The organism is Pedobacter sp. JY14-1, from assembly GCF_029269825.1.
GTDB lineage: Bacteria > Bacteroidota > Bacteroidia > Sphingobacteriales > Sphingobacteriaceae > Pedobacter.
In genome coordinates, this window is sequence record NZ_JARJHU010000005.1 from 399,491 (window position 1) to 420,928 (window position 21,438).

At 41.4% G+C, this 21,438-nt stretch carries 17 protein-coding genes and 1 tRNA gene; 9 read left to right on the plus strand and 9 right to left on the minus strand.

The window, feature by feature from the left end; all coding sequences use genetic code 11:
* The first annotated feature begins 43 nt into the window (after nucleotides 1-43).
* From P2W84_RS12270 to P2W84_RS12280, 3 genes are all read left to right on the plus strand, one after another.
* Nucleotides 44-493 carry a hypothetical protein gene (locus P2W84_RS12270; protein WP_276090433.1) on the plus strand — a complete coding sequence of 150 codons (450 nt, stop codon included), beginning with the start codon at nucleotides 44-46 and terminating at the stop codon, nucleotides 491-493.
* Between the two features lie 35 nt (nucleotides 494-528).
* A complete protein-coding gene (locus P2W84_RS12275; RefSeq protein WP_276090434.1) occupies nucleotides 529-681 on the plus strand; it encodes a DUF3606 domain-containing protein in 153 nt (50 codons plus the stop codon).
* A gap of 235 nt (nucleotides 682-916) precedes the next feature.
* Nucleotides 917-1,267: a nuclear transport factor 2 family protein gene (locus P2W84_RS12280; RefSeq protein WP_276090435.1), complete on the plus strand. Its 351-nt coding sequence runs from the start codon at nucleotides 917-919 to the stop codon at nucleotides 1,265-1,267.
* A 44-nt stretch (nucleotides 1,268-1,311) separates the two neighbouring features.
* Here P2W84_RS12280 and P2W84_RS12285 read toward each other — a convergent pair whose 3' ends face one another.
* Nucleotides 1,312-1,785, minus strand: a complete 474-nt coding sequence (locus P2W84_RS12285; protein WP_276090436.1) for a hypothetical protein — start codon at nucleotides 1,783-1,785, stop codon at nucleotides 1,312-1,314.
* A gap of 289 nt (nucleotides 1,786-2,074) precedes the next feature.
* Between P2W84_RS12285 and P2W84_RS12290 the strand changes: the two genes are divergently transcribed.
* Nucleotides 2,075-2,626, plus strand: coding sequence for a dihydrofolate reductase family protein (locus P2W84_RS12290; RefSeq protein WP_276090437.1), 552 nt, complete (start codon nucleotides 2,075-2,077; stop codon nucleotides 2,624-2,626).
* A 60-nt stretch (nucleotides 2,627-2,686) separates the two neighbouring features.
* Here the strand turns inward: P2W84_RS12290 and P2W84_RS12295 are convergent, their stop codons facing one another.
* Nucleotides 2,687-2,917 (minus strand): hypothetical protein, encoded by a 231-nt coding sequence (locus P2W84_RS12295; RefSeq protein WP_276090438.1) that lies wholly within the window; start codon nucleotides 2,915-2,917, stop codon nucleotides 2,687-2,689.
* A gap of 73 nt (nucleotides 2,918-2,990) precedes the next feature.
* Between P2W84_RS12295 and P2W84_RS12300 the strand changes: the two genes are divergently transcribed.
* Entirely contained in the window at nucleotides 2,991-4,175 is a 1,185-nt protein-coding gene (locus P2W84_RS12300; RefSeq protein WP_276090439.1) for an SGNH/GDSL hydrolase family protein, read from the plus strand.
* 257 nt (nucleotides 4,176-4,432) lie between these two features.
* A complete protein-coding gene (locus P2W84_RS12305; RefSeq protein WP_276090440.1) occupies nucleotides 4,433-4,744 on the plus strand; it encodes a hypothetical protein in 312 nt (103 codons plus the stop codon).
* A 996-nt stretch (nucleotides 4,745-5,740) separates the two neighbouring features.
* Here P2W84_RS12305 and P2W84_RS12310 read toward each other — a convergent pair.
* From P2W84_RS12310 to P2W84_RS12330, 5 genes are all read right to left on the minus strand, one after another.
* Nucleotides 5,741-6,394, minus strand: coding sequence for a PIN domain-containing protein (locus P2W84_RS12310; RefSeq protein ID WP_276090441.1), 654 nt, complete (start codon nucleotides 6,392-6,394; stop codon nucleotides 5,741-5,743).
* 295 nt (nucleotides 6,395-6,689) lie between these two features.
* Nucleotides 6,690-9,530 (minus strand): DUF6493 family protein, encoded by a 2,841-nt coding sequence (locus P2W84_RS12315; RefSeq protein WP_276090442.1) that lies wholly within the window; start codon nucleotides 9,528-9,530, stop codon nucleotides 6,690-6,692.
* 6 nt (nucleotides 9,531-9,536) lie between these two features.
* A complete protein-coding gene (locus P2W84_RS12320; protein ID WP_276090443.1) occupies nucleotides 9,537-10,784 on the minus strand; it encodes an SWIM zinc finger family protein in 1,248 nt (415 codons plus the stop codon).
* A 424-nt stretch (nucleotides 10,785-11,208) separates the two neighbouring features.
* Nucleotides 11,209-12,651 carry a hypothetical protein gene (locus P2W84_RS12325; protein ID WP_276090444.1) on the minus strand — a complete coding sequence of 481 codons (1,443 nt, stop codon included), beginning with the start codon at nucleotides 12,649-12,651 and terminating at the stop codon, nucleotides 11,209-11,211.
* Nucleotides 12,652-12,926: 275 nt separating this feature from the next.
* Nucleotides 12,927-13,604, minus strand: a complete 678-nt coding sequence (locus tag P2W84_RS12330; RefSeq protein ID WP_276090445.1) for an energy transducer TonB — start codon at nucleotides 13,602-13,604, stop codon at nucleotides 12,927-12,929.
* A gap of 518 nt (nucleotides 13,605-14,122) precedes the next feature.
* On the opposite strand from P2W84_RS12330, the gene P2W84_RS12335 reads away from it, so the two are divergent.
* From P2W84_RS12335 to P2W84_RS12345, 3 genes are all read left to right on the plus strand, one after another.
* Nucleotides 14,123-17,773 carry a P-loop NTPase fold protein gene (locus P2W84_RS12335; RefSeq protein ID WP_276090446.1) on the plus strand — a complete coding sequence of 1,217 codons (3,651 nt, stop codon included), beginning with the start codon at nucleotides 14,123-14,125 and terminating at the stop codon, nucleotides 17,771-17,773.
* A 492-nt stretch (nucleotides 17,774-18,265) separates the two neighbouring features.
* Nucleotides 18,266-19,522 (plus strand): AAA family ATPase, encoded by a 1,257-nt coding sequence (locus tag P2W84_RS12340; protein WP_276090447.1) that lies wholly within the window; start codon nucleotides 18,266-18,268, stop codon nucleotides 19,520-19,522.
* Nucleotides 19,500-20,105 (plus strand): hypothetical protein, encoded by a 606-nt coding sequence (locus tag P2W84_RS12345; protein ID WP_276090448.1) that lies wholly within the window; start codon nucleotides 19,500-19,502, stop codon nucleotides 20,103-20,105. The genes P2W84_RS12340 and P2W84_RS12345 overlap by 23 nt, the downstream gene beginning before the upstream one ends.
* Before the next feature lie 458 nt (nucleotides 20,106-20,563).
* On the opposite strand, the gene P2W84_RS12350 is transcribed toward P2W84_RS12345, so the two are convergent.
* Together P2W84_RS12350 and P2W84_RS12355 are read right to left on the minus strand one after the other, a co-directional pair.
* Nucleotides 20,564-20,639: transfer RNA gene (locus P2W84_RS12350), tRNA-His, on the minus strand.
* A gap of 169 nt (nucleotides 20,640-20,808) precedes the next feature.
* Nucleotides 20,809-21,375 carry a DUF1572 domain-containing protein gene (locus P2W84_RS12355; RefSeq protein ID WP_276090449.1) on the minus strand — a complete coding sequence of 189 codons (567 nt, stop codon included), beginning with the start codon at nucleotides 21,373-21,375 and terminating at the stop codon, nucleotides 20,809-20,811.
* Between the last annotated feature and the right edge of the window lie 63 nt (nucleotides 21,376-21,438).

The following is a 21,438-nucleotide window of genomic DNA, read 5'->3' on the forward strand; positions in this document are numbered from 1 at the left end:
CCAGCCCAGGTACTGTTAGATAACTGAACCAATTCACTCAGCTATGCAATGCTTGAAAGAAAAACTACTTACCAGGTTTCCCTTTATTGTAGCAGTAGATGCAAATCAGGATCTCAATTTATTCGACATACGTCTTGACCCCTCGGTTCAGCACACCGCCCCGCTGGTAAGGGAACTATACACCTATTTTGAAAGTTATCTGCAAATTTATGGCAACACGAAGGAGGGATATTTGTTTACCATTTACCAGGGTGGCCAGGTCATTGACGGCCTGTCCTTCAACCTCCCTGACCACCAGTACCACATTACTATCGATATCGATGGAAAAATCGAGCAACTCCGGATAGTGGATGTGATGGGTGCAACAGGCGAGTATTCGGTATACAATTCGGATTTCGAGCGCCTGGGAACGATCAGCACAGACACCTTTCCGTTGTTCACTCCCGGCGATCATTGGACAACAGATAACCTCGGATTAAAGCGCCTCACCTGAATACCATCATCACTCGAATCGGAGAGCAGATCCAGATGGAAGAAGAAAAGTTTGAGATCGACGTCAACGATCCGGACGATGTTGCTTTCTGGGCTGAACAATTCCAGATCGAGATCAAAGAACTCCAAAAGGCCATCAGAGTCGTTGGAGCTAATGTGGAGCAGATCACGGCTTACCTTCAAAAATAAGCGTAATTGTTTGTTTTTACTTAAACAAGCGAGCAATTCACGAACATGCTAAAACCGCGTCAACAAAGCATGTTGGCGCAGACATCGCCATTAAACCAATAGAGCCTACCCGCTCCACGACACGGGTACACCCCAACACGAAATTCTCGGTAGCCGCGGACCTTCTTGTCAAGGTCTATTGAATAGAAATGTAAACCACCTTGCCTTCCGGAATGTTGTTTACAAAAAACAACTTATGGAACATACACAATTACAGGCCTCTGAAATTGTTCGGAATTTTATACAAGCATTGAACGAAGAGGACTTCGAGACAGCACGAGCACTGGTCACTGAGGATCTTATCTTTAAAGGAGTGATGGGTGAACGCAGTGGCGCCGAAGCCTATTTCAACGACATGGAAAAGATGAAATTGAAATACAGGATTCAAAAGGTGTTTGTAGCGGACCCAGAAAATGTCTGCCTGGCGTACGATATCGATATGGGCAATGACCTGACAGTTTTCAGCTTTGGCTGGTATAGGTTGAGAGAAGAGAAAATTCAAAACATCCGCGTCGTGTTTGACCCTAGACCGCTGCTTGAACAGTAAATTTATTTACCTGCAACTCGTAATTTCGCCGCAATCTCTTTCATTCAGGCTTCCAGGCTAACAGCTTCCTGTTCACGATACGGCAGTGTAATCATGTATTCTTTCCATCCATTAGTTCCTTTAAGCGCCTGCTTTTCCATGGTTTCAAAAGCGAGCTCCTTCTCTTTCGCCCCGTTCACCCTCATCCATAGCCCCGCGTATCCCTCATGGATGTTTTCCGTTTTCAAGTGTCCGATAAGCGTCACCTGTTTCCCCTGAAAAGTTCCTGGTATAGTATAAACTATAGCACCATTACCCATTTTTTCATTTGAACTAATGGATACAGAATACTTGCCTTGAACCTTTACATTGCTATCAAGTTTGACATCATATAAATTGCGCCTGTGATAAGTTAAATCCCAGCCTTGGGGGCTACCTGTGTCATCCGGATCCTCCAAATTACCATTGAATCGCTGGGCGTCAGCATTTTGAATCAAAAAGAAGAAAAGAAGCGATAACGAAAGCGTAAAAATTTTCATCCCGAAAGATAGGTCGAACGGCAAAACCAGGCAATTCAACCCCTGCTATTTAACATCTTTTAACCTTCGTTATTTAGTCGATCTGATCAATATCGACATCCCAAAAAAGTGCATTACGAAGTATTTCCAAATTCGGGCGAAGCTGCACATTCCTCGAAATCGGCTAACACGCCTCACAAAGATCACCGTGATACCAGCAAAGGGAAATATCGGGATCTGGGGCATTGGGGGCCCTTATTTGTCGTGAATTCCCCCTTTGGAATTTGCCATCATCGCTTACCTTTGGTTTATGAGGAAAGTGAAATTCTGTATGAACATCAGCCTTGATGGCTATTGTGACCATACCATTGGTTCCCCGAGTGAAGAACTGATGGAATACTTCACAGCGTCGATGGACGATGTGGATCTGTTGTTTTATGGCCGGGTAATGTACGAGCTGATGTTTCCTTACTGGGCAGATGTCGCGAGGGACAAGTCGGGCTCGGATGAGGAGAACAGGTTTGCGGAGCGATTGTGCTCAATTGAGCGGGTGGTGGTCTCTACGACGCTGAATAGCGGTGACGGCATGACGCGTATTGTTCGGAGTAATCCGGCAGAGGAGCTTTTGCGTTTGAAGCAGGGAAAGGGCGGCGCGATATCAGTTGACTCTGTAAGTATGCTCCCGGAAATTATTACGGCGGGGCTTATCGACGAATTTTACCTGGTCATTCATCCGGTGATCGCAGGTCAGGGAAGGCAACTGCTACCTGCCGGAAGCCTTCAACAGCTCTTACGGCTTAGACTGACAGAGACTAAAATTTTCCAAAACGGATGCGTGGCGCATCATTATGTAAGGCAGTAATATCTTCTGCAAGGGTTGGTGCATCATGATCTATACCATCTTGGGCAGTTGGGAATAAGGTCAAATATTTACGACCTCAAATCCGCCGTACGTGACCATCTCGGCCGAATGGTGCACTGCGAGTCTGAGTTTCATTTTCTCGATCAGTGTCTTCGCGTAAGCGATGCTGCTATGGATGTCTGTGGTGCCTCTGACTTCGATCCCGCGTGCCAGTACCTTGAATTTCGTGGGTTCGAACTTTTCGATGAACTTCTGGATGTCTGCTGTAAAAAATGAAGCTGCGAATTGCATGTCAAAATAGGTTGCCTAACAAGTTACCCATAAAACCAGTTATCAATTGCTGGTTCTCTGAAAACCATAATAAATGCCTAATATTACCCGGATGAGATTTTACCTGACTTTTATAGCAGCACTGGCGAGTTACCTAACCGTATGCGCCAGACCTAAACCGGCTGTCCTCTACCACAACGCATTTGAAGCGCAAAAGGAGTACCCCGAGTTAATCACTGCCGGCACCGGTGCGAAACTTACCACTGGTGGTCTACAACTTACAAGCCCGGGACTGGTCAGGCTAAACAAGTACTATTCGCTCGCCCGAAGAGTTATTCGCTACAAGATTCAACTGGGCGCTGGCACGAAAGCGGTGTTTCAAAGTGACCAGGGTGACTTTAAAGCCTTCATTGATATGTCCCGCAAACAGATTAGCATCGCCACAAACCCCGTAAAACAGGTGGATGCGAGTTTCCTCACGCCCCAGCACGAATACCTGATAGAAGTGCATCGAGATTACCAGGTGTCAAAGCTATGGGTTAAAGACCTGAATAGCGGCAAATCGGCGGAGATCATCGTTACCATGGATGGCACGGGTGGATGTGGCAAGGGAGCTGAAGGACCAGGCTTCTTCGCAGGCTTGCAGCATGATTACTATTGCTTTGGCCTTACCGAAGGCAGCGGGATGTTGGTGAAACAGATAACAGTAAGCTCAAAGGACAGTAAAGTCAAGCTGCTGATTTATGGGGACTCGATTACTGAGCCTGAGGGTTACTATCCTACAGGCGATTTTAGCCGTTCATGGACCCAATTGGTCATCGCTCGACTAAAGGGCCAGGCGGTAAGCAGCGGCCGCGGTGGCTGCACCATCCATGAAGTCCGAACCCGCATTGCCAACGAACTTCCCTATCTGAAGACAAAATACGTCATGGTTACGATAGGCACCAACGGCGGGAATACCGAGGAAAATTTGAGTGAGCTGGTTGATTATATCCTGTCCCAGGGAGCTGTGCCAATATTGAATAATATTCCCGCAAACGAAAGCGGGACCCAGATCGGAGTAAACGCAGTAATTGAAAAAGTACGGCAAAAATACCGTTTACATGGCTGCCATTTCGACAAAGCGACCTCCATAGATAAAGATGGAAGGACCGTCGATAAAAACACCATGTACTTTGAGGACTACGACTGGGGTAAAATCTATCATCATCCCAATAAACTCGGCGCGCAGCGTATGTACCAGCAAACACTTATAGATGTTCCCGAAATTTATAGATAGGAAAAATATACCTGTTTCCAATCAATGCGCATTAGCCATAACGCTAAATCTGAATTGCTTTAGGGTGTAAAAGGGCACGCTTTTTTCCAGTGGCGGCGCTGTATATGACATAACCTATCAATGCTAAAAAGGCTCCGATTACTACAACATATGTTAAATAGTAGACAATCAAGTACAACAAACGCTCACCAAAGGTCAGTCCTTGTTGTAGTGGTTTGTGTTTCTTCCGCCGCGGCACATAGCAGTACGAAAAGGACATGGTGCAACCATTGGAATGTGATGGTGCAACCCAGTGCGAACTGCGCGTGTTGCGTCTGGCTGATAGCGCTTTCTTCACCCCAGGATCAGCACATTCTTTTTATTCCAAAGCCAGTCCTCCACAGACCCTTCAACGCGCAAATGATTCGGACACCATACCTTTTACCTTGGGTGCTAAACGTAAAGTCTATGTCAATGCAAAGCTAAACGGCTCTGTAGTTCGTAACATTCAACTTGATCTGGGTGCCGGCGGTACAGTCATTAACGAAGCGGCAGTAAAAAAGTCAGCATCAATTTCGACGGTAAAGTAAATCTGGCCAATTCAGATGGTGTTAACAAAGCGGACGCAGCGAGTAAAAACAGACTTCAGATTGGCAGCCTGGTGTGGGACAAGGTTCCGGTAGTCGTTGCCCGCAACATGAAGCCGCATAAGTATCTCCTTGAATTTATCCGCCTGGGAAAGAAAAACTTGACTTACAAGACCTGCATCGGATGCAATCATAGTCTGATAGTGCAGGACAAAAACGGAGAAAAGCTCAGCTATTGGAGTGAGTATGTAAAGGAAATGTTCAGCTGGGCTGGATTGAAATAGGCTGATTAAGAACTGAACTAATTCAGTCGTCGCAGCGCTATGCCAGCATTGCTCACGTACATCCCCGGCCATGTCATAAAGAGACCTGCGCTTTAACGGAACCGAAATCACCGCTTTAAGTCCCTGCTTACTTTTTGCTTGATCGGTAAGAACGGACCGCCTGAGATCGGAAAAAGGCGTGTAGTTGCTTTGGCCAAAGGCGGACAATGCCGGCCACTATAACCGCATCATAAAGAAAGTGTATCCGCACAAAAGAAAGTATAAATGAACTTGACAAATCAGTCACAATTGTCTTTTGTTGCAGGTAAATGAAAGGAAAGCCGATCTCCCGAAAAGTCAGTTCGTTCCAAAAAATGGGCAATAGCGATACGACCACAAACGCTAAGAGGAAATACAAAAGAATTCTCATAATTACATGCTTAAAATCAGGTTTTAAAATCAATCCGTGACTGACGTAACGTGAAAGTTACCCTATCTCAAGCATATGCTCACCAGTGCCGATAGTGACATTGATAAATTTACTACCGCATTCCCAACAACGAACGATATTAAAGAGCAGAAGTTAAGACTCCACCAGCGATTGAGACTTGGGCGCAAGATACAGGCATTCCATCATTGCGCGCGTAATGCCTGATACCTTCAGCGTATAATCACCAAAATCAGCATCGTATTAAGTTAATATTATCCCCTGAAAATTACTCTATTTCAGTTACCATCAATTGCAGTTTCTTTTATACGCCAAAACATCTCTATTGAATTCATAGACACTCTGGAAAGCAAAAATATAATCAGTTTGATATCCTTCCCGCTTCAATTCAAATACTAAATCCTCATGAAAATCTCCTTCATCTGTTAAAAAATCTTTCCGATTTGCAGTGATGAAAATCAATTCTAAGGAATTTTGATTGGTTACATCTTTTTTAGAAATCAAGGTTTTAATGTTCTCCCAAATAAGATTGTCTCTATATCCTTTTTCATTAACATTAAAAGGCTTCTTAGCATACATTGCTTTTTTCGCGAGATATTGATGAGAAGTCTTAGGATATGGGAGTATATGAATATGATGAATAGATATCAGTTCTTTTATATAATACTCGTAATTGTAAATACACTCCAATATAAAATCAGAAGTAATTGGGTGTTTTAAATTAGTTCTTGCATCTCTATTTAATCCTTCGAATTCAAAATCTATATCTGTATGATATTTCTCTAGACGCTGTCTAAATTTATTAAAGACCTCATCTAATACAATGCAGGGAATATAAAGGTCTATTGATCCATTTTTTGCAGCTGCAAGCAAAATCGAAAACTCACGAGACGACATGCTAAAATCTTTTATGATTACATTAGAGTCCAGAACTACTTTCATATCATAAATCAGTTCACACAAAAAATACGTTTAATTAAGCTATTTGAGATGATGCTGTAAAACAGAAACTCGTTAAAAATTTAAAGATAGTTAGAACAATCAATAGACTTTGATATCCATCTTGAAGAATTCCGCATGATCCAATAAATCCACAAACGTGCGGAAGAAGGGAATCGAACCCCATAAGAAAAAAACAGCCCTTTTCAGAATGTTAAAAATCTGGATGGAAGGACATTCAAGATTTGATCTCCTTGGCCGTCTTACGCAAGAAGATCAAAGAAAAAGAAAACCCCATTCAGCCGGTAATCCTTTTAATTACTTTCTTTAACGCTTCGGCAGTTCCCCAAGTGTTCAATTTCCGGATAACTCTATCATCTTCTACCTTGCTATTATTGATGGATAAAACCTCTGCATAAATCTCCAGAAGTTTTTTACAACCGTTGATAGTAGTATCATTCATCTCTGCTATACAGGATGTTAGTAGGTTTTCCAGTGCCCTATTATGTTTCTGCGATATCTGAAACATATTTGAAATAACCAGGTCAGTAAAGCGTTTTAATGGCGCAAGCTCTATAGACTCATGCTTGCCAACGATCTTGCCGATAGTACTGCTGTCTAAATTTTCCTCAGTTATCCCTTTTATCCATAATTCCGCAGCATAAGTTCGCACTGTCCTATCGCTGCTAATCATACAGGATGCGATAAGCAAGTCAGACATAGTACCTGGGTGATAATTTAGGGTGAGAAGCGCTTCCAGCGTATAAATGATCAGCTTTTTATCGTTCTCACTTGAAAAATCTACATAGCGCAAGCCCTTATGAATAATGTGGGCAATAAGGATGTCCGGCTGCCGTGGGTTTAAATAAAACAGGCGTTTGATGTCGTTATGTTCGGCGGAAATATAATCAAACTTCAACTCTGTGCAATCATAAACCGAAGGTTCGACCTCCTCAACGCTCCGAAGCACTTTACTTAATATAGTTTTAAAAGCAGATGCTTTTTTTTGCTTATCGCTGAAATTGATCCTGATTACTTTTCTTTTGGCAGGAACGTCGAAATATTTTCTCACTTTGTAATCGTATTCCTGAAAGACATAGTCCTCCACTAAGGAGTTCCATGCAAATTCGCAGCTGAGGTCGGATTTAATATTCCCAGCTACAAGCCAGGCATTTTTCATTCTGGAATTCTTTTGTGGGCGGTAATCTTCACCCAAAATAAATCTCACTAAATCCCTGTATTCCCCCTTAAGATTTTCGTTGGCGGCACTGATCGCCGCAGGTACATTGCCCGCATGGCAGCGCACAACGGCGATTTGAAGGTCCATATCATCGGGCATAACATCGGCCCGCTGGTAGAGACTCAAACGCTCAATCAAAACAATTATAGAAACCCAGCAAGGCGCATGTGTGGGTGTAGACAGTAAGGGCAAACTTATCTTTCTCTCCAACAGGGAAAAAGCACTCAGCAAAATATGTTTATGAGGTTTATACCCTTTGGAACGTGTATACACGTCCCAGGTTTTTATGCCGCTCAGCCTTATTTTATAACCATCCCATTTCGCTTTCCTTTCCTCTTCCAATTTTACAAATGATTGTTGCATTATCCTGATGGGTTCAGCGGCTATGGGGTTAAAGCTAACCAATAGCTGGCCATAGCTTATGAAAAATTTTGCCAGCATACTGTCCAGATACCCCATTGAAATGGTCCAGTCGTTCGTTATCATTTTGTACGCCCGCTGAAAAGCCGGCATTAGCTTAAGTATATTGTCCGCCGTCATCTCATTTTGAAACTTAAGCATCGCGGCGGGCAATAGGTCAAAATGGTAAGTTTGGTTTTGGTCAAATGACTGGCTGGCTAAAAATACAAATTCATCAAAGTTTTCTGGCAGACAAATTTCAACGAGATCTGAACTTGAATCAGCCAGAACGTCATCCGTTAAAACGACTCTGTTATCAAACCCTGCTGAGAAGTCCGATAAAAGATTTTTTGCTTCAGAAAACAGGGCATCATAATAGCTTTGGATGGCCTCTTTGATGTCGCCGGAGTCTGGTACGCCATATTTTTTTATCAATTTGGCAGCCCTCAATTGTAGGTTATTGTCCTGGTGTATGAAGGCCTGACAAGACAGGATACAAATTTGCTCGCGTTGGCCGGTATATATTTTAGCCAGTTTGTCTAAAAGCATCAGCGCCGAAGACACGGCTGTTTTCGATTCGGCGGTTAATACCAGGGATACATGGTCAAGGAAAGGTGCGACCACAAACCCGGAATCAGTTACCAGCTCCTTAAACAATTTCAACACCACGTTGTAGGGCTTGCTATTTGCTGAATTAAATGTATTGAGTAAATCATTTTGAAAATACAGCAGCTCTGCTTTCGTTGGTTCCAGAAACATAAAAAGATCCATGAACCAATTGGATGCAGATTGATTAAAGTTTTTTGTTGCCGCCGAAATACTTTCCTTCAAAAGCCTTTCCCTGCTGATTTTTCCTTCGTCTGCATACCTTTTCAGGGTATACATCCACCGACCCGGGGCAGAATCATCCTCAAATTTTTTGTAGCCCTCCGCAGCATGAAGGTTGCTTTCGAATTCAAATAAATACCAGATATGTTCTTGTAAGGTTACCGCCCTTTTTAAAAGGTTTTCGGGCTTATACTCAAATTTCCAGGTCTTTTCCTGCCTCGGAAAAATGAATGCAGGTAGGATTTTTGCGATCATCAGCTGATTAGCCTGCAAATAGCCTTGTTCTATCAAATCCATATACCAGTCATAATCGAAAGGTACAAATTCCTTAAGGGCAAGTTTGTCGACATAATCGTTAAACCAATCTGGGCAATACCAGGGCAAGATGTCGGTGAGATTTTCGCGATTAACTACGCGCAAAGCAGTACTTTGCTCGAAATCTTTTTGGTTGAAACAAATGAACTCGGCTAAGCCTAAAATGCGGTATTGTGACTCTGTTCCTCTAGACGAATAAGAACCGTTTCCTTGCTGCACAAATTCCGAGTAGTATTTGTCAAGCTTTTTAAGCGCCGGGTACAGCTCCTTTTTTTGGCCCTTATCCAGTTTTTTTAAAAAGGGCATTACATCCTTTTTCTTTTCAACTATACTGGTGAATTCTTCAATGATACCCATCGCAGTTTAATTGACAATTAGCTTTTTGACAGCTAAAATGTGCTTACAAATACCCCGCTCACCCTGGTTTTTGCTAAACCAGGTACAGGTACATTGTTCTTTGGCACCTTCGAGGATAACCGTATGGATAACGCCCGTCCCTTCAACCTGCCCCTCTACTTTATCATCCTGGTGCGAAATGATCTTTACCTTTCCTTCAGCCAGTAGTTTTTCCGCATCCTTTAATCGCGGATTAAGACTCATGATACGACTTAACTTAAAGGGCAGCCGTCTGTAGAAGAAATTATTTTCATCAAGATCATATCCCAATAAGCCGATTGCAGAAAGCCGGCCCGTTATATTCTCTATTTTTTTCAGGTCGAGCCCTTCATTTACAGCAAGCAGAGTTGCGTTAAATTCCTGGTTGGCGTAACTATAATTGTCTACAAGCGTTATCCAATGGTCAGGAATATCTTCAACCAGCGCGTCCAATGCGGCGCCTTCTCCCGAGAATCCGCGCCAGGCATCCCGGGATAAGGAAAGCGTAAATCTGACAGCGCCGATATAAACCTGCCAGGTAGTCGACTGCATGGTAGCATGAGGAAATACCTTTAGCTCGTCAGCGATGGCCAATAAAGGTTCAATTAATTTTAAGCGATGTATGCCGCCAACAGTAATGGCATCATTTGATTTGACCGGAGAAAACATGGGTTTTCCGCCTCGTATCAATAAATAATAGTCTGTTTTAGGTTTACCAGTCGGTATGGTTTTAAATAGCTGCAGGGCCTGGAGACGATTAAACGAGTGCACTTTTTCAGATTCGGAAAGAAACATTTGTACCGAGGTCAACCCCTTTATCCATTTAACAGGCAGGGGAACCTTTCGTTCAATTACGTTTTCATTTTCCCGATGTAAACCAAACTCCTTTTGACCGATAGAAAGTAAAACATTTTCATTTTTTCGGATACTGCTTAACGCAGAAAGCATGGGTTGATTAAAATCCACATTGGTAGTCCCACTTTCTAAAAATTCTCCATCATGTCCATCGCCTAAGATATCCACCCTTGCATAAACACCGGCGCAATGAGAAAACCCCTCAAATCTGATTTTTTCGTTGCCCGCAGTAACAATAGGATCTTTTAACAAAGCGAGCTGAAAAGGTGATAAATTGAAACTGGATTGCACCACATTAGAAAGCGTGAGCAGGCACCGCGCCGTTGTATAGGGGTCGGTTAAGCGTCCCCAGAAAAAGCAGGGCACATTTTTTTTCTGCACTTCACTATATTTTGCCAGAAACAATTCGTCTGAAGAATCAGACCTATTTAAGGCTGAACATTTATGGTATTGATAGGTTATGGTTTCAGACATTGTTTTAAAAGCGCAAAAATGATAATGCCTAAAATAGGTCAAATTTTACAAAACTTTTTGGCTATTTGAAGATCAGTCTAAGTATATTTTTACCCTATTTCAGGACTGAGTTACTTTATCACATCCCCATACTTGTCCAGCTCTGTCCCGCAACCACTGCAAGTCCATCCTCCATACATCATCTGTCGCTGGTTCAAGGGTCGCCTGATGCGAGGTTGCTCGGTTTTACATATTGGACAGATTACAGAATTTAGGTTGATACCATACTTCGTCTTCCGTTTAGTTTGCACAATCAACCAAATGACCATACCTACTACAATAGCCGCTGCTTTTATTTTAGTTCTGTTTTAATCACCCCTGCATAAGTCGCTGCCCAGATCGCTCCGTCCTTATCTTTTATAATTCGCTCTATATTTACACTAGGTACGTTTGAATTTTCAGTAGTATAAATTTCAAGCTTTTTGCTCTCTATATTATATTTCAAGATCCCGACATTGTTCTGACTGAGCCAAAGATTACCAGTCTGCTCATCTAAAAAGAAATCATTAATGCTATTGCCAGCAAACATTTTAGGGTCTTCAGCAAACATTCTCTGCCAATTCCCATTTGGAGATAAAACGTAAATTCCAGCCGCCGTTCCCTTTTCATTGTAAAGTGAAAACCAAAGATTCCCCTTTTTATCTTCATACATCTTTGAAATGTATGCCATTGAAAGTGGTGTAGACTTATCATTTAAGACTGTAGTATTACCCTTTTCAATGATCACGTTACCCTCAAAGGTACCAATCCAGGTGCGTTCTTTACTATCTACAAATACACCCAAAGTTTTGTCTGATGTTAGTTTAGAGTTCTTTTTCGTCATCTCGCTCCATTTCTGACCATCAAATTTAGATACCCCATTCCAGGAGGTAAAAAGGACGTTTCCAGAATGATCAACGAAAATCTTTCTGACCCAGTTAATTGGTGAGTTTATAGAATCAAATTTGGTCCAGACATGGTTATCATAGCGGTAAACATCATATCCGATTACAAACCATTTATTATCCTTTTTATCCACCTCCATATCTCTTACCGATTGGGTTTCGTTTTTGTTGTAGGAGGCTGGTGATATGATGGTGTTAGATGAGTTGAAATGTTCCCACTTTCCGTTTTCTATCTTTATAATCCCATTATCTGTTCCAATCCAAATATTGCCTTTTTGATCACTCGCTACAGCTCTGGTCATGTCCCATGGCATTTCTGAGTTACTTTGATTAAAGACCTTCCATGTTTCACTGAGCTGTGATCTATCACTCCCCATTCGGTCTGGTGAACCTTTAGCAGACATGTTAGATTGATTGGTAAAATCAAAAATCCTCCTTTTTGCCCCGTAATTACCATTTTCGAACTGAAGTATAATCGACACGGAACTATTCTCTTTTTTGGTACCGGTAATTGCTGGGGTCCAATTTTCAGTGCTGTTAATTGAGGCTTTCAGCTTGAGATCGGTTGAGCTGATATTGGTTTTATTATCTACGCTTAACAGACAAGGTTTGCCATCCTGATCGATAAGTATCTGCATTTCAATGGTACCCTTTAAAATACCAAGGTTTTTTTCTCCAATTCCAGATAAGAGGTTTTGAATAATGGTTTTTGGTGGCTGTGCCTTTGTATCCCCACAGTCAAGACAAAAGGACGTGAGTTTACAGTCTTCGAACTTTTCGGGATAAAGGCTTTGCGAGCGTAATGTGCTGGTAATTATACCCAGGAATATTATTATTAAGATTTTTTTCAAGTGGTGCAAAAATTAAGAAACGATAAATTATTCAAAGGTATATTTTTTCCTGCCTACAGATGGTTTGTTATTATGGGCTAATGCTAAGTTTTCATTGAAAAATTGCGCACGTATCACAATCCAGGATGCTAACAGGTTTTCCAATGCCCTGTTGTGCTTCTGCGATGCCAGTATCGAAATCACCCTTTCAGAACACATCGAACCAGAGCTCGTTGAACTGAGCATTTTGGAACAATGCGTCAGGGAGTAAGAATACAAAGTTGATGACCATCAATCTATTGGCTCAACGTGTAGTTGAAGTTGAACTTGAATCTGACTGGTACTACTTTGCCATCGACATAGACAGGCAACCATCCGTCGGCAGGAAGAAGTTTAAATATCCTGATTGTTTCTTCCTCAAGCTTATGCCCAAGGTTAGTTTCCGCTTTGATGTCCTGCAGTCCGCGCGGAGTTAGGATTGCCGATAGGATCACCTTCCCTTGCGAGCCATAGGACTGCGCCTCAGCCGGATAACGAACGGCAGCAACCAAAATGGCGAGCATCTTTCTATCGCCGCCCATATAAAGGCTTTGTAACGGAAGTTCTTTAACCGGGTTGCCCTGTTCATCCAGTTGGGTAATACTTGAGATGATTTTAGTACCCCTATCCTCCAAAAGCTTCCTGTTCGAATAATCGTACTTAAATGTCAGTTCACCATTCCAGGAAGCCTCCCAAATGCCGGTCGGCGAGCCGCTTTCGTACTGGCCCTTTTCACGGTAAGACGAAAACTCTGCCTGGTAAGGACCATGCTTGATTTTTGGATCGGACTTCAGTACGGAATAGCTTTCTGCGATTTTAAAACCTGGACCTTTTATACTTGAGGTTACCTGCTTGGTTTCCTGGGCAAAGCTCTGACTTGAAAGCGAGATAAGCGCGGCGACAGAGCGCGCGAGACAATTTAAATAGCGTTTCATTTTGATAATTAAGGGGCTAATCTACTGAATCTTTAATTCATTTGATATGCGAAATTCTCTCCGATGGTTGAGTGTGTTTTTGATTTGCTTTATTGTCCAAAATACAGTTCATAGCCAACGTGCATTTCGGAAACCGACCAGCCTAGAACTCTTAGGCAAACAATATATGGGCATAGACATCCTGAAAGGATTCCTAAGTTTCAACATTTCGGAAGATGTTTGATTTTGCAGGCTGCTAAAAGCGCTGGGATATTAAATCTCTGACTTAAAATTATTAATGCTGCGATTTATCCGCAACCTGATTTGCTCAATATGTTTTTTTTACGAACTTTCAGTATCTATTTAACCTCATCATGAATTATATTCATCACTTCTACGTTCGTCATATTATCCGAATCCTGCGTTCGCCTAACTTCTTGATGCCATTTCTTCGTCCAAGCACAAGTCATCTCCGGATATCGTCGGCCATATCTTGCCACGTGTCAGTCGCGCCATATTTGCTTCTAAATCATTAATCAATGCTCAGAAATATCGTTTCCAAAATAAAGGTGCGTTTGCTGTATACTATTAGCAAGGCTATAGCATTCATCATGCGTTTGCTTAAGCTGATAGACAGCAAGATTACCGGCTTTGTCTACAATCCAAACCCACATGGACTTGAAGGTCTCACACCCTCTGAAGATGCAGACCCAGGCAATGTCTATACAGATTTACTTTATTGGGCGCTCAAGAACCCTGAATTGAAGAACGTTGCCCTCACCGGGCCCTACGGTTCCGGTAAAAGTAGTATCATAAGAACCTTTGAAAAGCGACACAGAGATTTTCGTTTCCTTAATATCTCCCTGGCCTCGTTTGACGAAGCCGTTAAGATCTCCGATGAGGAGCGCAAACGCATTGAATTAAGTATCCTCCAGCAGATATTTTATAAAGTAAAAAGCGGAAACGTGCCCTATTCGCGGTTTCGAAGAATCCGGAATATCCCACAATGGCGCATATTGATATTTTCGGCATCGATCGTAGTATTCTTGCTTTCTCTGGGAATAGTGGTTAAGCCACAGTGGTTTTTAGGGATTCCTTTTTGGGCAGAGTTTATTCAAAAGAATGAAAACGCTACAAAAGTACTGTATGGTGCCCTAGCACTCATCATTCTTGGTGCCATGGTTTTTTTAATCAAAATATTCAGGGCCTACGGGCATGCCAATCTTCAAAAATTAAACGTAACAAATGTGGAAGTCGAACTGGCTAAAGAAGCAGACTCGTCAATACTTAACAAGCAGCTAGATGAAATTATATACTTCTTTCAGAAATCCAGCTTTGATGTGGTCGTCATCGAGGATTTGGACCGGTTTAAAGATCCGGAGATTTTTACAACACTTCGGGAAATCAACATTCTGATTAACAGTTCATGCGACATTAATAGAAAAATAACTTTCGTTTACGCCCTAAAGGACGACATTTTCAAAGACAGCAACCGCACTAAATTTTTTGAATTTCTAATCCCGGTTATACCTGTACTTAGCCCGACTAATTCCGGACAACTTTTCATCAAAAAATTTGAAGAGTCCAATATGAAAGAAGGTCTTAGCGATATCTTTCTAAATGATATTACTCTATTTATCAATGACATGCGGACGCTTAAAAATATTTACAACGAATACGTCCTGTATAAGAAAAAGATTGGCTTAAACCTTAACCCGGAGAAACTGCTCGCCATCATCGTTTATAAAAATTTTTATCCATCAGACTTCGCCGAGTTAAACGAAAGCAAAGGCGTGATCAGTGAAACCTTTTTATTCAAGAAGAGCGCTGCTACTCAAATCAATAAAGGTAAATCTGAACAATTGGAGCAAATTGATTCGGAAATCAGAGAATTGCAAAAACAGTTTATTGTAAATCTTACCGAACTCAGATCGGTCTATGTTGTGGAACTCGCCAGAAAAATTTCCAATGCGTACCGCTATCGAATTGATGGTACCTTCTACCACTTACACGAATTAACGAACGAAGAACTTTTCACGCAGCTCCAAAACGAAAGTAATATCGTGTATAAACAGGACCAGTATAGCGGCACTTCAAATAGTGGGATAGGCTTTAGGGTCATTGAACAGAACGTTGATCCGAACAAGACTTTCTCGCAGCGGGCTAAAGCGGCAAAAGACCTAATGGAAGGAAGGGTAAATATTCTCAACCAGCAAAAAAAGACGCTGCAGGAAGAAATGGATCAGGTCAGCGGCTGGACGCTTAAAACCATGGTAAAAAAGCATCCTGATTCCCTGTATGAAAAAGCAGCAACACATAAGCTGCTGTCCTATATGATCCGCAAGGGATTTATCGATGAAATGTATCCCAACTACATTTCTCATTTCCATGAGGGCGCCATTACCCGCGCTGATATGGATTTTGTGATTAGTATCAAAAATAATGTAGCACTAGCTGTCGACTTTGAGATATCTAAATGTGATCAAATCATTAAGCGGCTCGAGATAGAGGAATTCAGGCAACCTCAGGCATTAAACATGAGCCTGGTAAATTACCTGGCCGATCATCATCAGGTCTACAGTCAGCAATACCAGGCAATGATTGGTCAGCTCACCAATCAATCTACCTCATCGTTCGATTTTCTGGATAAATACCTGGTTCATGGCAAATCAAAGGCCCGGATTTTCAGAGATACCACGGATCAACTGAGTTCTTTTTGGTCTGTTATTTCGACTGATCAAAACAGAGCCACCGGGCAAAAGGATCAATACCTTAAAGCCATAATTGAATATGCGAGTGACGCCGGGATCAGGAGATTAAATCAAAACGATTTATTAAAAAACTACATTGAAGAGATGCCAGACTTTTTAGCTTTATTCACAGCTAATACCGTCGTGCAGGCCCAAAAACGAATTCTCGAGCAATTGCAGATTAAATTAAAGAACCTGATCTATGACAAAGACAAAGAGAACCTATTTTCATACATAATTGATTATAACCACTACCTGATCAGCGCCGCCAATATCAGAACAGTTCTCCCTTATGAAGATCCGGAAGCAGATCTGTCGAAACTAGACGCCGCCAACTACACCACCATTAGAAAATCAGCGAGTGAAAAATTGGAAAGTTATATTCTAAGCGATATTGAAGAATACCTGGAGCGCGTATTTTTTAATGATACTAATAACCAGGAGGCCGAAGAATATCTGCTCGAATTACTAAACAACGAAGATATTGAGGATGAAGTGAAAGCTGAAATCCTTAGCACCAAGAAACGTGAGTTTGATCTGAGCGATATTCCAGACCAGCTCTGGACTGAGGCTATTTGCGTTTACAGCGTTAAACCATCCTGGGAGAACCTCTACTCGTACTGGACGTATGAACATTTGGATAAAGATGCACTGACTAAATATATCGATGCCAAAGCAAATGATTTGGCAAAGCAAAGTTTAATAAAACCAGAAGCAATTTCAGAGGAAGATGATAAAGGTGTAAGAGTTTTTCTGGCACTAAATGCAAATCTTTCTAAAGAATCATTTCGTATGATGACCAGGTTGAATTGGATATGGAGCAGCCTCTCATTTGAAAATTTGCCTCAAGAGTATGTCCAGGTCATGCTGTCTGAGGGAAAATTATCAATGAACATCAGTAACTACGAAAAACTCAAGACCAATTTCAACGGACTGAATATCAGTCTAATTGAAAGAGAATTCAGCGAATTCCTAAAATTAGAAGCTGAAATTGTTTTCGATGCTTCAGATCTGTTATTACTTTTTAAGTCCACCTTGATTAGCGCTGATCAAAAAATACAGATTCTACAAAATGCGGACCCAGAAAAAATCACAGGTAAAGATCTCTCTGATGCAGCTATAAACCTGGTACTTGACAAGAGATTTAGTGGGCTCCGGCAGGAAATGATCATTAGGCTTGTTAAAAACTCGAGTTCATACGCTTTGGATGTGAAATTGATAAACCTTCATCTCGGGGCTCTTTCTCACGAGGAGCTAGCCGGTATACTCAACAGCATGAGCGGGCCATTCGAACAAATTTTAGCCAGAAAAGGTGAACTGGCTAAGTTGGCGGACGATAACGAAAACCGGGCACTTTTAAACTATTTACTTGACCAGAAATTAATCTCCTCAATAAAGAAGAGTAAGGAAAATCTCGTGGTTTACAGGAAGAAAAGCTAACCAGGAATAGCGGCAGTTATGTGAGTTTTTCAGCGGTATTTAACACAAGGGAGCAAGCGTTTATTATATGGGGCCTGATTTTTCTCTTATTAATTTTCGTAGACAAAAGAGTCAGAAAGAACCTGCAGCCGGTAATCGTCGCTCTATTTGACAAAGTTCATTGTCATCTACTGCCTTACCATCCTTTATACCTTCGGTAGCATGCTACTTAAAGCGATCGGTATGTGGGATTAAGCGCTTGCAAAAGACACCCTGGTCTGGATTGTATTTGCACCATGCCTATAATCTATAAAGTCGGCGTTAGTAATGATCTGAAAATGTACTCATGTAAAGTATATTTTTTTCACATTTAGTTTATTATCTATTTGAATGCGATTCTTGGTAACGCTTATTTGTTTATATATAATTAATGGTTTTCCGGGGTATGGGGATAAGTAACGAGTACGAGTTTCAATAAAAGTTAAAGAATTAGTGTAATTTTGGTTTTGAAATATGATGGCTAGAATCAGTATTAGAAATATCGGACCTATCAACTCCGTTGATCTAAATCTAAATAAGATCAATGTCTTGATGGGACCTCAAAGTAGCGGGAAAAGCACTATTGCAAAGATCGTGAGTTTCTGTCGATGGGCAGAAAAACGCTATATATTAGATGGCAATAAGTTTGATTATGATCTGAAAGAAATGTTGTTAGGGTTTCATAAAATGAGTGAAGCTTACTTCAGCAAAGACTCTTCTTTTGAATATGAAAGTGATTTCCTAAAAATTCATCAAAGTGGTTTGAAATTCTCTTTAAAGTTCAGGTCAAAGAAAAAGAATAGGGAATTTCAAAAGTCCAAAAACATCTATATCCCTGCTGAACGCAACTTTGTATCCGCAATCCCTAATCTAGGTAAATATAACGAGACAAACGATAATATAATGAGTTTTCTCTATGATTGGTTTGATGCCAAGAAGAATTATCAGGAAGCCAACCCACTAGCGATATTAAACTTAGGGATTGAATACGCATTTGACAAAGAAATCGACCAGCTAACATTATTAAAAAGTAAGAAGAAGTTACATCTAAAAGACGCTTCCAGTGGCATACAGTCGATTACGCCGCTTTTCATGCTCGTTGATTACCTCACAGATTGGTTTTACCGCGAGACAAGAGTAAATTCGGTTAACGAAAGAGAAGAGATTATTAAGTCTATCATAGAGCATTACGTTGCAAAAGCGAACCTGATATCAGTTGGCTCTAACCTAGACAATATGCTGCCTAAAACAGAAATTAAATTAAGTGATCGTGAAATTGCTCAGATGCTTACACAGGTGGAAAATTGGACAAAATATTTCTTTACTAATTTTATTATTGAAGAACCTGAACAAAATTTGTTCCCAACCACACAAAGGGATTTCGTGTATTTCCTATTTGACCGAATAATAAATTCCAATCGGCCGCACTCTCTACTTATCACCACCCACAGTCCATTTATTCTTTATGCTATAAATAACTGTTTAATGGGAAAAAGAGTTAGTAGAGATATGCCAGAAGATGAGCAAATAGAGTTGCCAAGTCACCAGTCTTGGGCTTCTTCTGATTTGGTTTCGATTTGGCAAATCCATAATGGCGAAATCAAATCTGTTTTGGATGAACGCACAGGAACTGTCACAAAACACTATTTTAATGAGATCATGAACGAGCTTTTGGAAGAATATTATGACATGTTAAATTATTTCAAGAATGATCGACCTGTTCAGGGCTAACTTCCCAGATCATACTTTTCACGAAGAGAATTCAGAAGAACTATTTATCGTTGACCTAAAACCGTTGAGGCTTGGGGCAGAAGTGGTAATGTTAAATACACGTCCAATCCACGCCCATGTTCACTTATTTAATCCGAGGCAAGTCCCATTATTTTTTGATGGATTTCCAGATAATTCTTTTCAAATTGCACCTGGAAATCATTTGAAACAATGTGAATGTGTTATTTTTCCGCAAACCTGTGAGCAAGAAGATTGGGTATTGTTTATTGAAACAAAATATACCGAAAACATTGAGACCGCTTTCGACGAGGTGATAGATTACCCAAATGGAATGATCAATCAGATTGTAACTACAGTCAATTTCTTAAGGGATAATGGAATCATTCCTACAAATAAAAGAGTACATGCATTGGTTTCTTTTCCAAGACTAATAGAGGATTTTAATGCCTTCTTTTTCACTTCAACACCATCTGAAATCGATATTTTAACTGATTACAATATTATCATAAGGGCAAGCAATAAGGCAACAATCAGGAGTAACCGTAGGATTCATTTGAGTGTGATTAAACATTTTGGCGCTTAATTTGCGATGTTCCGCAAATGTTGTTGACGAGCGCTGTGTGTTTTAACAAAGTACAGCACATTTTATTTAACCCTTACCTGGCACTATATATAAAATAGTCCAAGTTCTTACTCAAAGCTTCATTTCAATGAGGTTTTTTCTGTTGGGCTTTCACCTTTTCCATGAACGTCGCTTTAGCTAGGCCCTTGAGCGGTAAGGCAACCAGATTAATGAGTGAATTGTCTGGGGTTGCCAGTGGTTTTGCTGGGATATACTTTCTCTGAATGGCCTAGAGGTTTAGTGATTAGGTTATTTTACAGGAAATAGGGACATTATTTCCTGTAAAATTCGTGTTTCAAAATGGGGCCTGTCGAACCGGAAAACTCAACAGGGCTGCCGAGTTAATTTATCTGGAAAACAATGCTTTACGAGCAAAAAAAATGGGACAAAAATCTGTTTTAAAGACCTTGTCCCATAAAGGGTGGAATATGGGGCTCGAACCCACGACCTCCTGAACCACAATCAGGCGCTCTAACCGACTGAGCTAAAACCACCGTTTTTTGAGTTTTGACAAAAGTACGACTTTAATTTTTGTCAGCAAATATTTTTAACCATTCCAGGAAAAAAATCATCTATAAAACTAAATATCAAGCCGTTTCTTTTCACATAAGACCCATGCAGGCCATCACCATCCACCTAGCCCCAAAGCCCCGTCACTTGAAAATCATTCCCTCTTCCCCAGAAACTCATCCGTAAAATGCCTTCTCCCCTTCTCCGTGGCAAACTTCTCCGCATTATACTGACTGGAATTCCCCCGCGGGATCGATAGCGAGCGCCACTCCGTTGCAGCCAGCTTACCGATATACACAATCTGCCCCACATGATACGGGTAATGCGCCAGCTGCCGATTAATCGCCTCCATTACCGAGTGCCCCTGGTTGCGGATATAAATCACCTTCTCCAGATCATCCTCCCCCAGCGACTTCAACGTATCCAGGAACACCTGCCAACCCTCATCCCACAGCGCCATCATCTCCGCCCGCGAAGCAATATCATTTTCAAACTCCCCATCACGGTTGCGCCACTCCTTCTCACCATCCGTGGTCAGGAAATCCGTCCAGCGGCTCTTCATATTCCCGGCCAGGTGCTTAACGATCGTCGCAATGCTGTTGCTGTCCTCATTATACTGCCAGAAAAGCTGCTCATCGGCCACCTGGGCAAAAGTCTGCTCACCCAGCAACTTATAATATTCAAACTGCTTGATCACGCTCTCCAGATAGTTGTTGCTCATCATTTTAAGTTTAGTCTGTACTCAAAAATAATGAATTTCATTCCCAAACTTTAATAGAAAAAG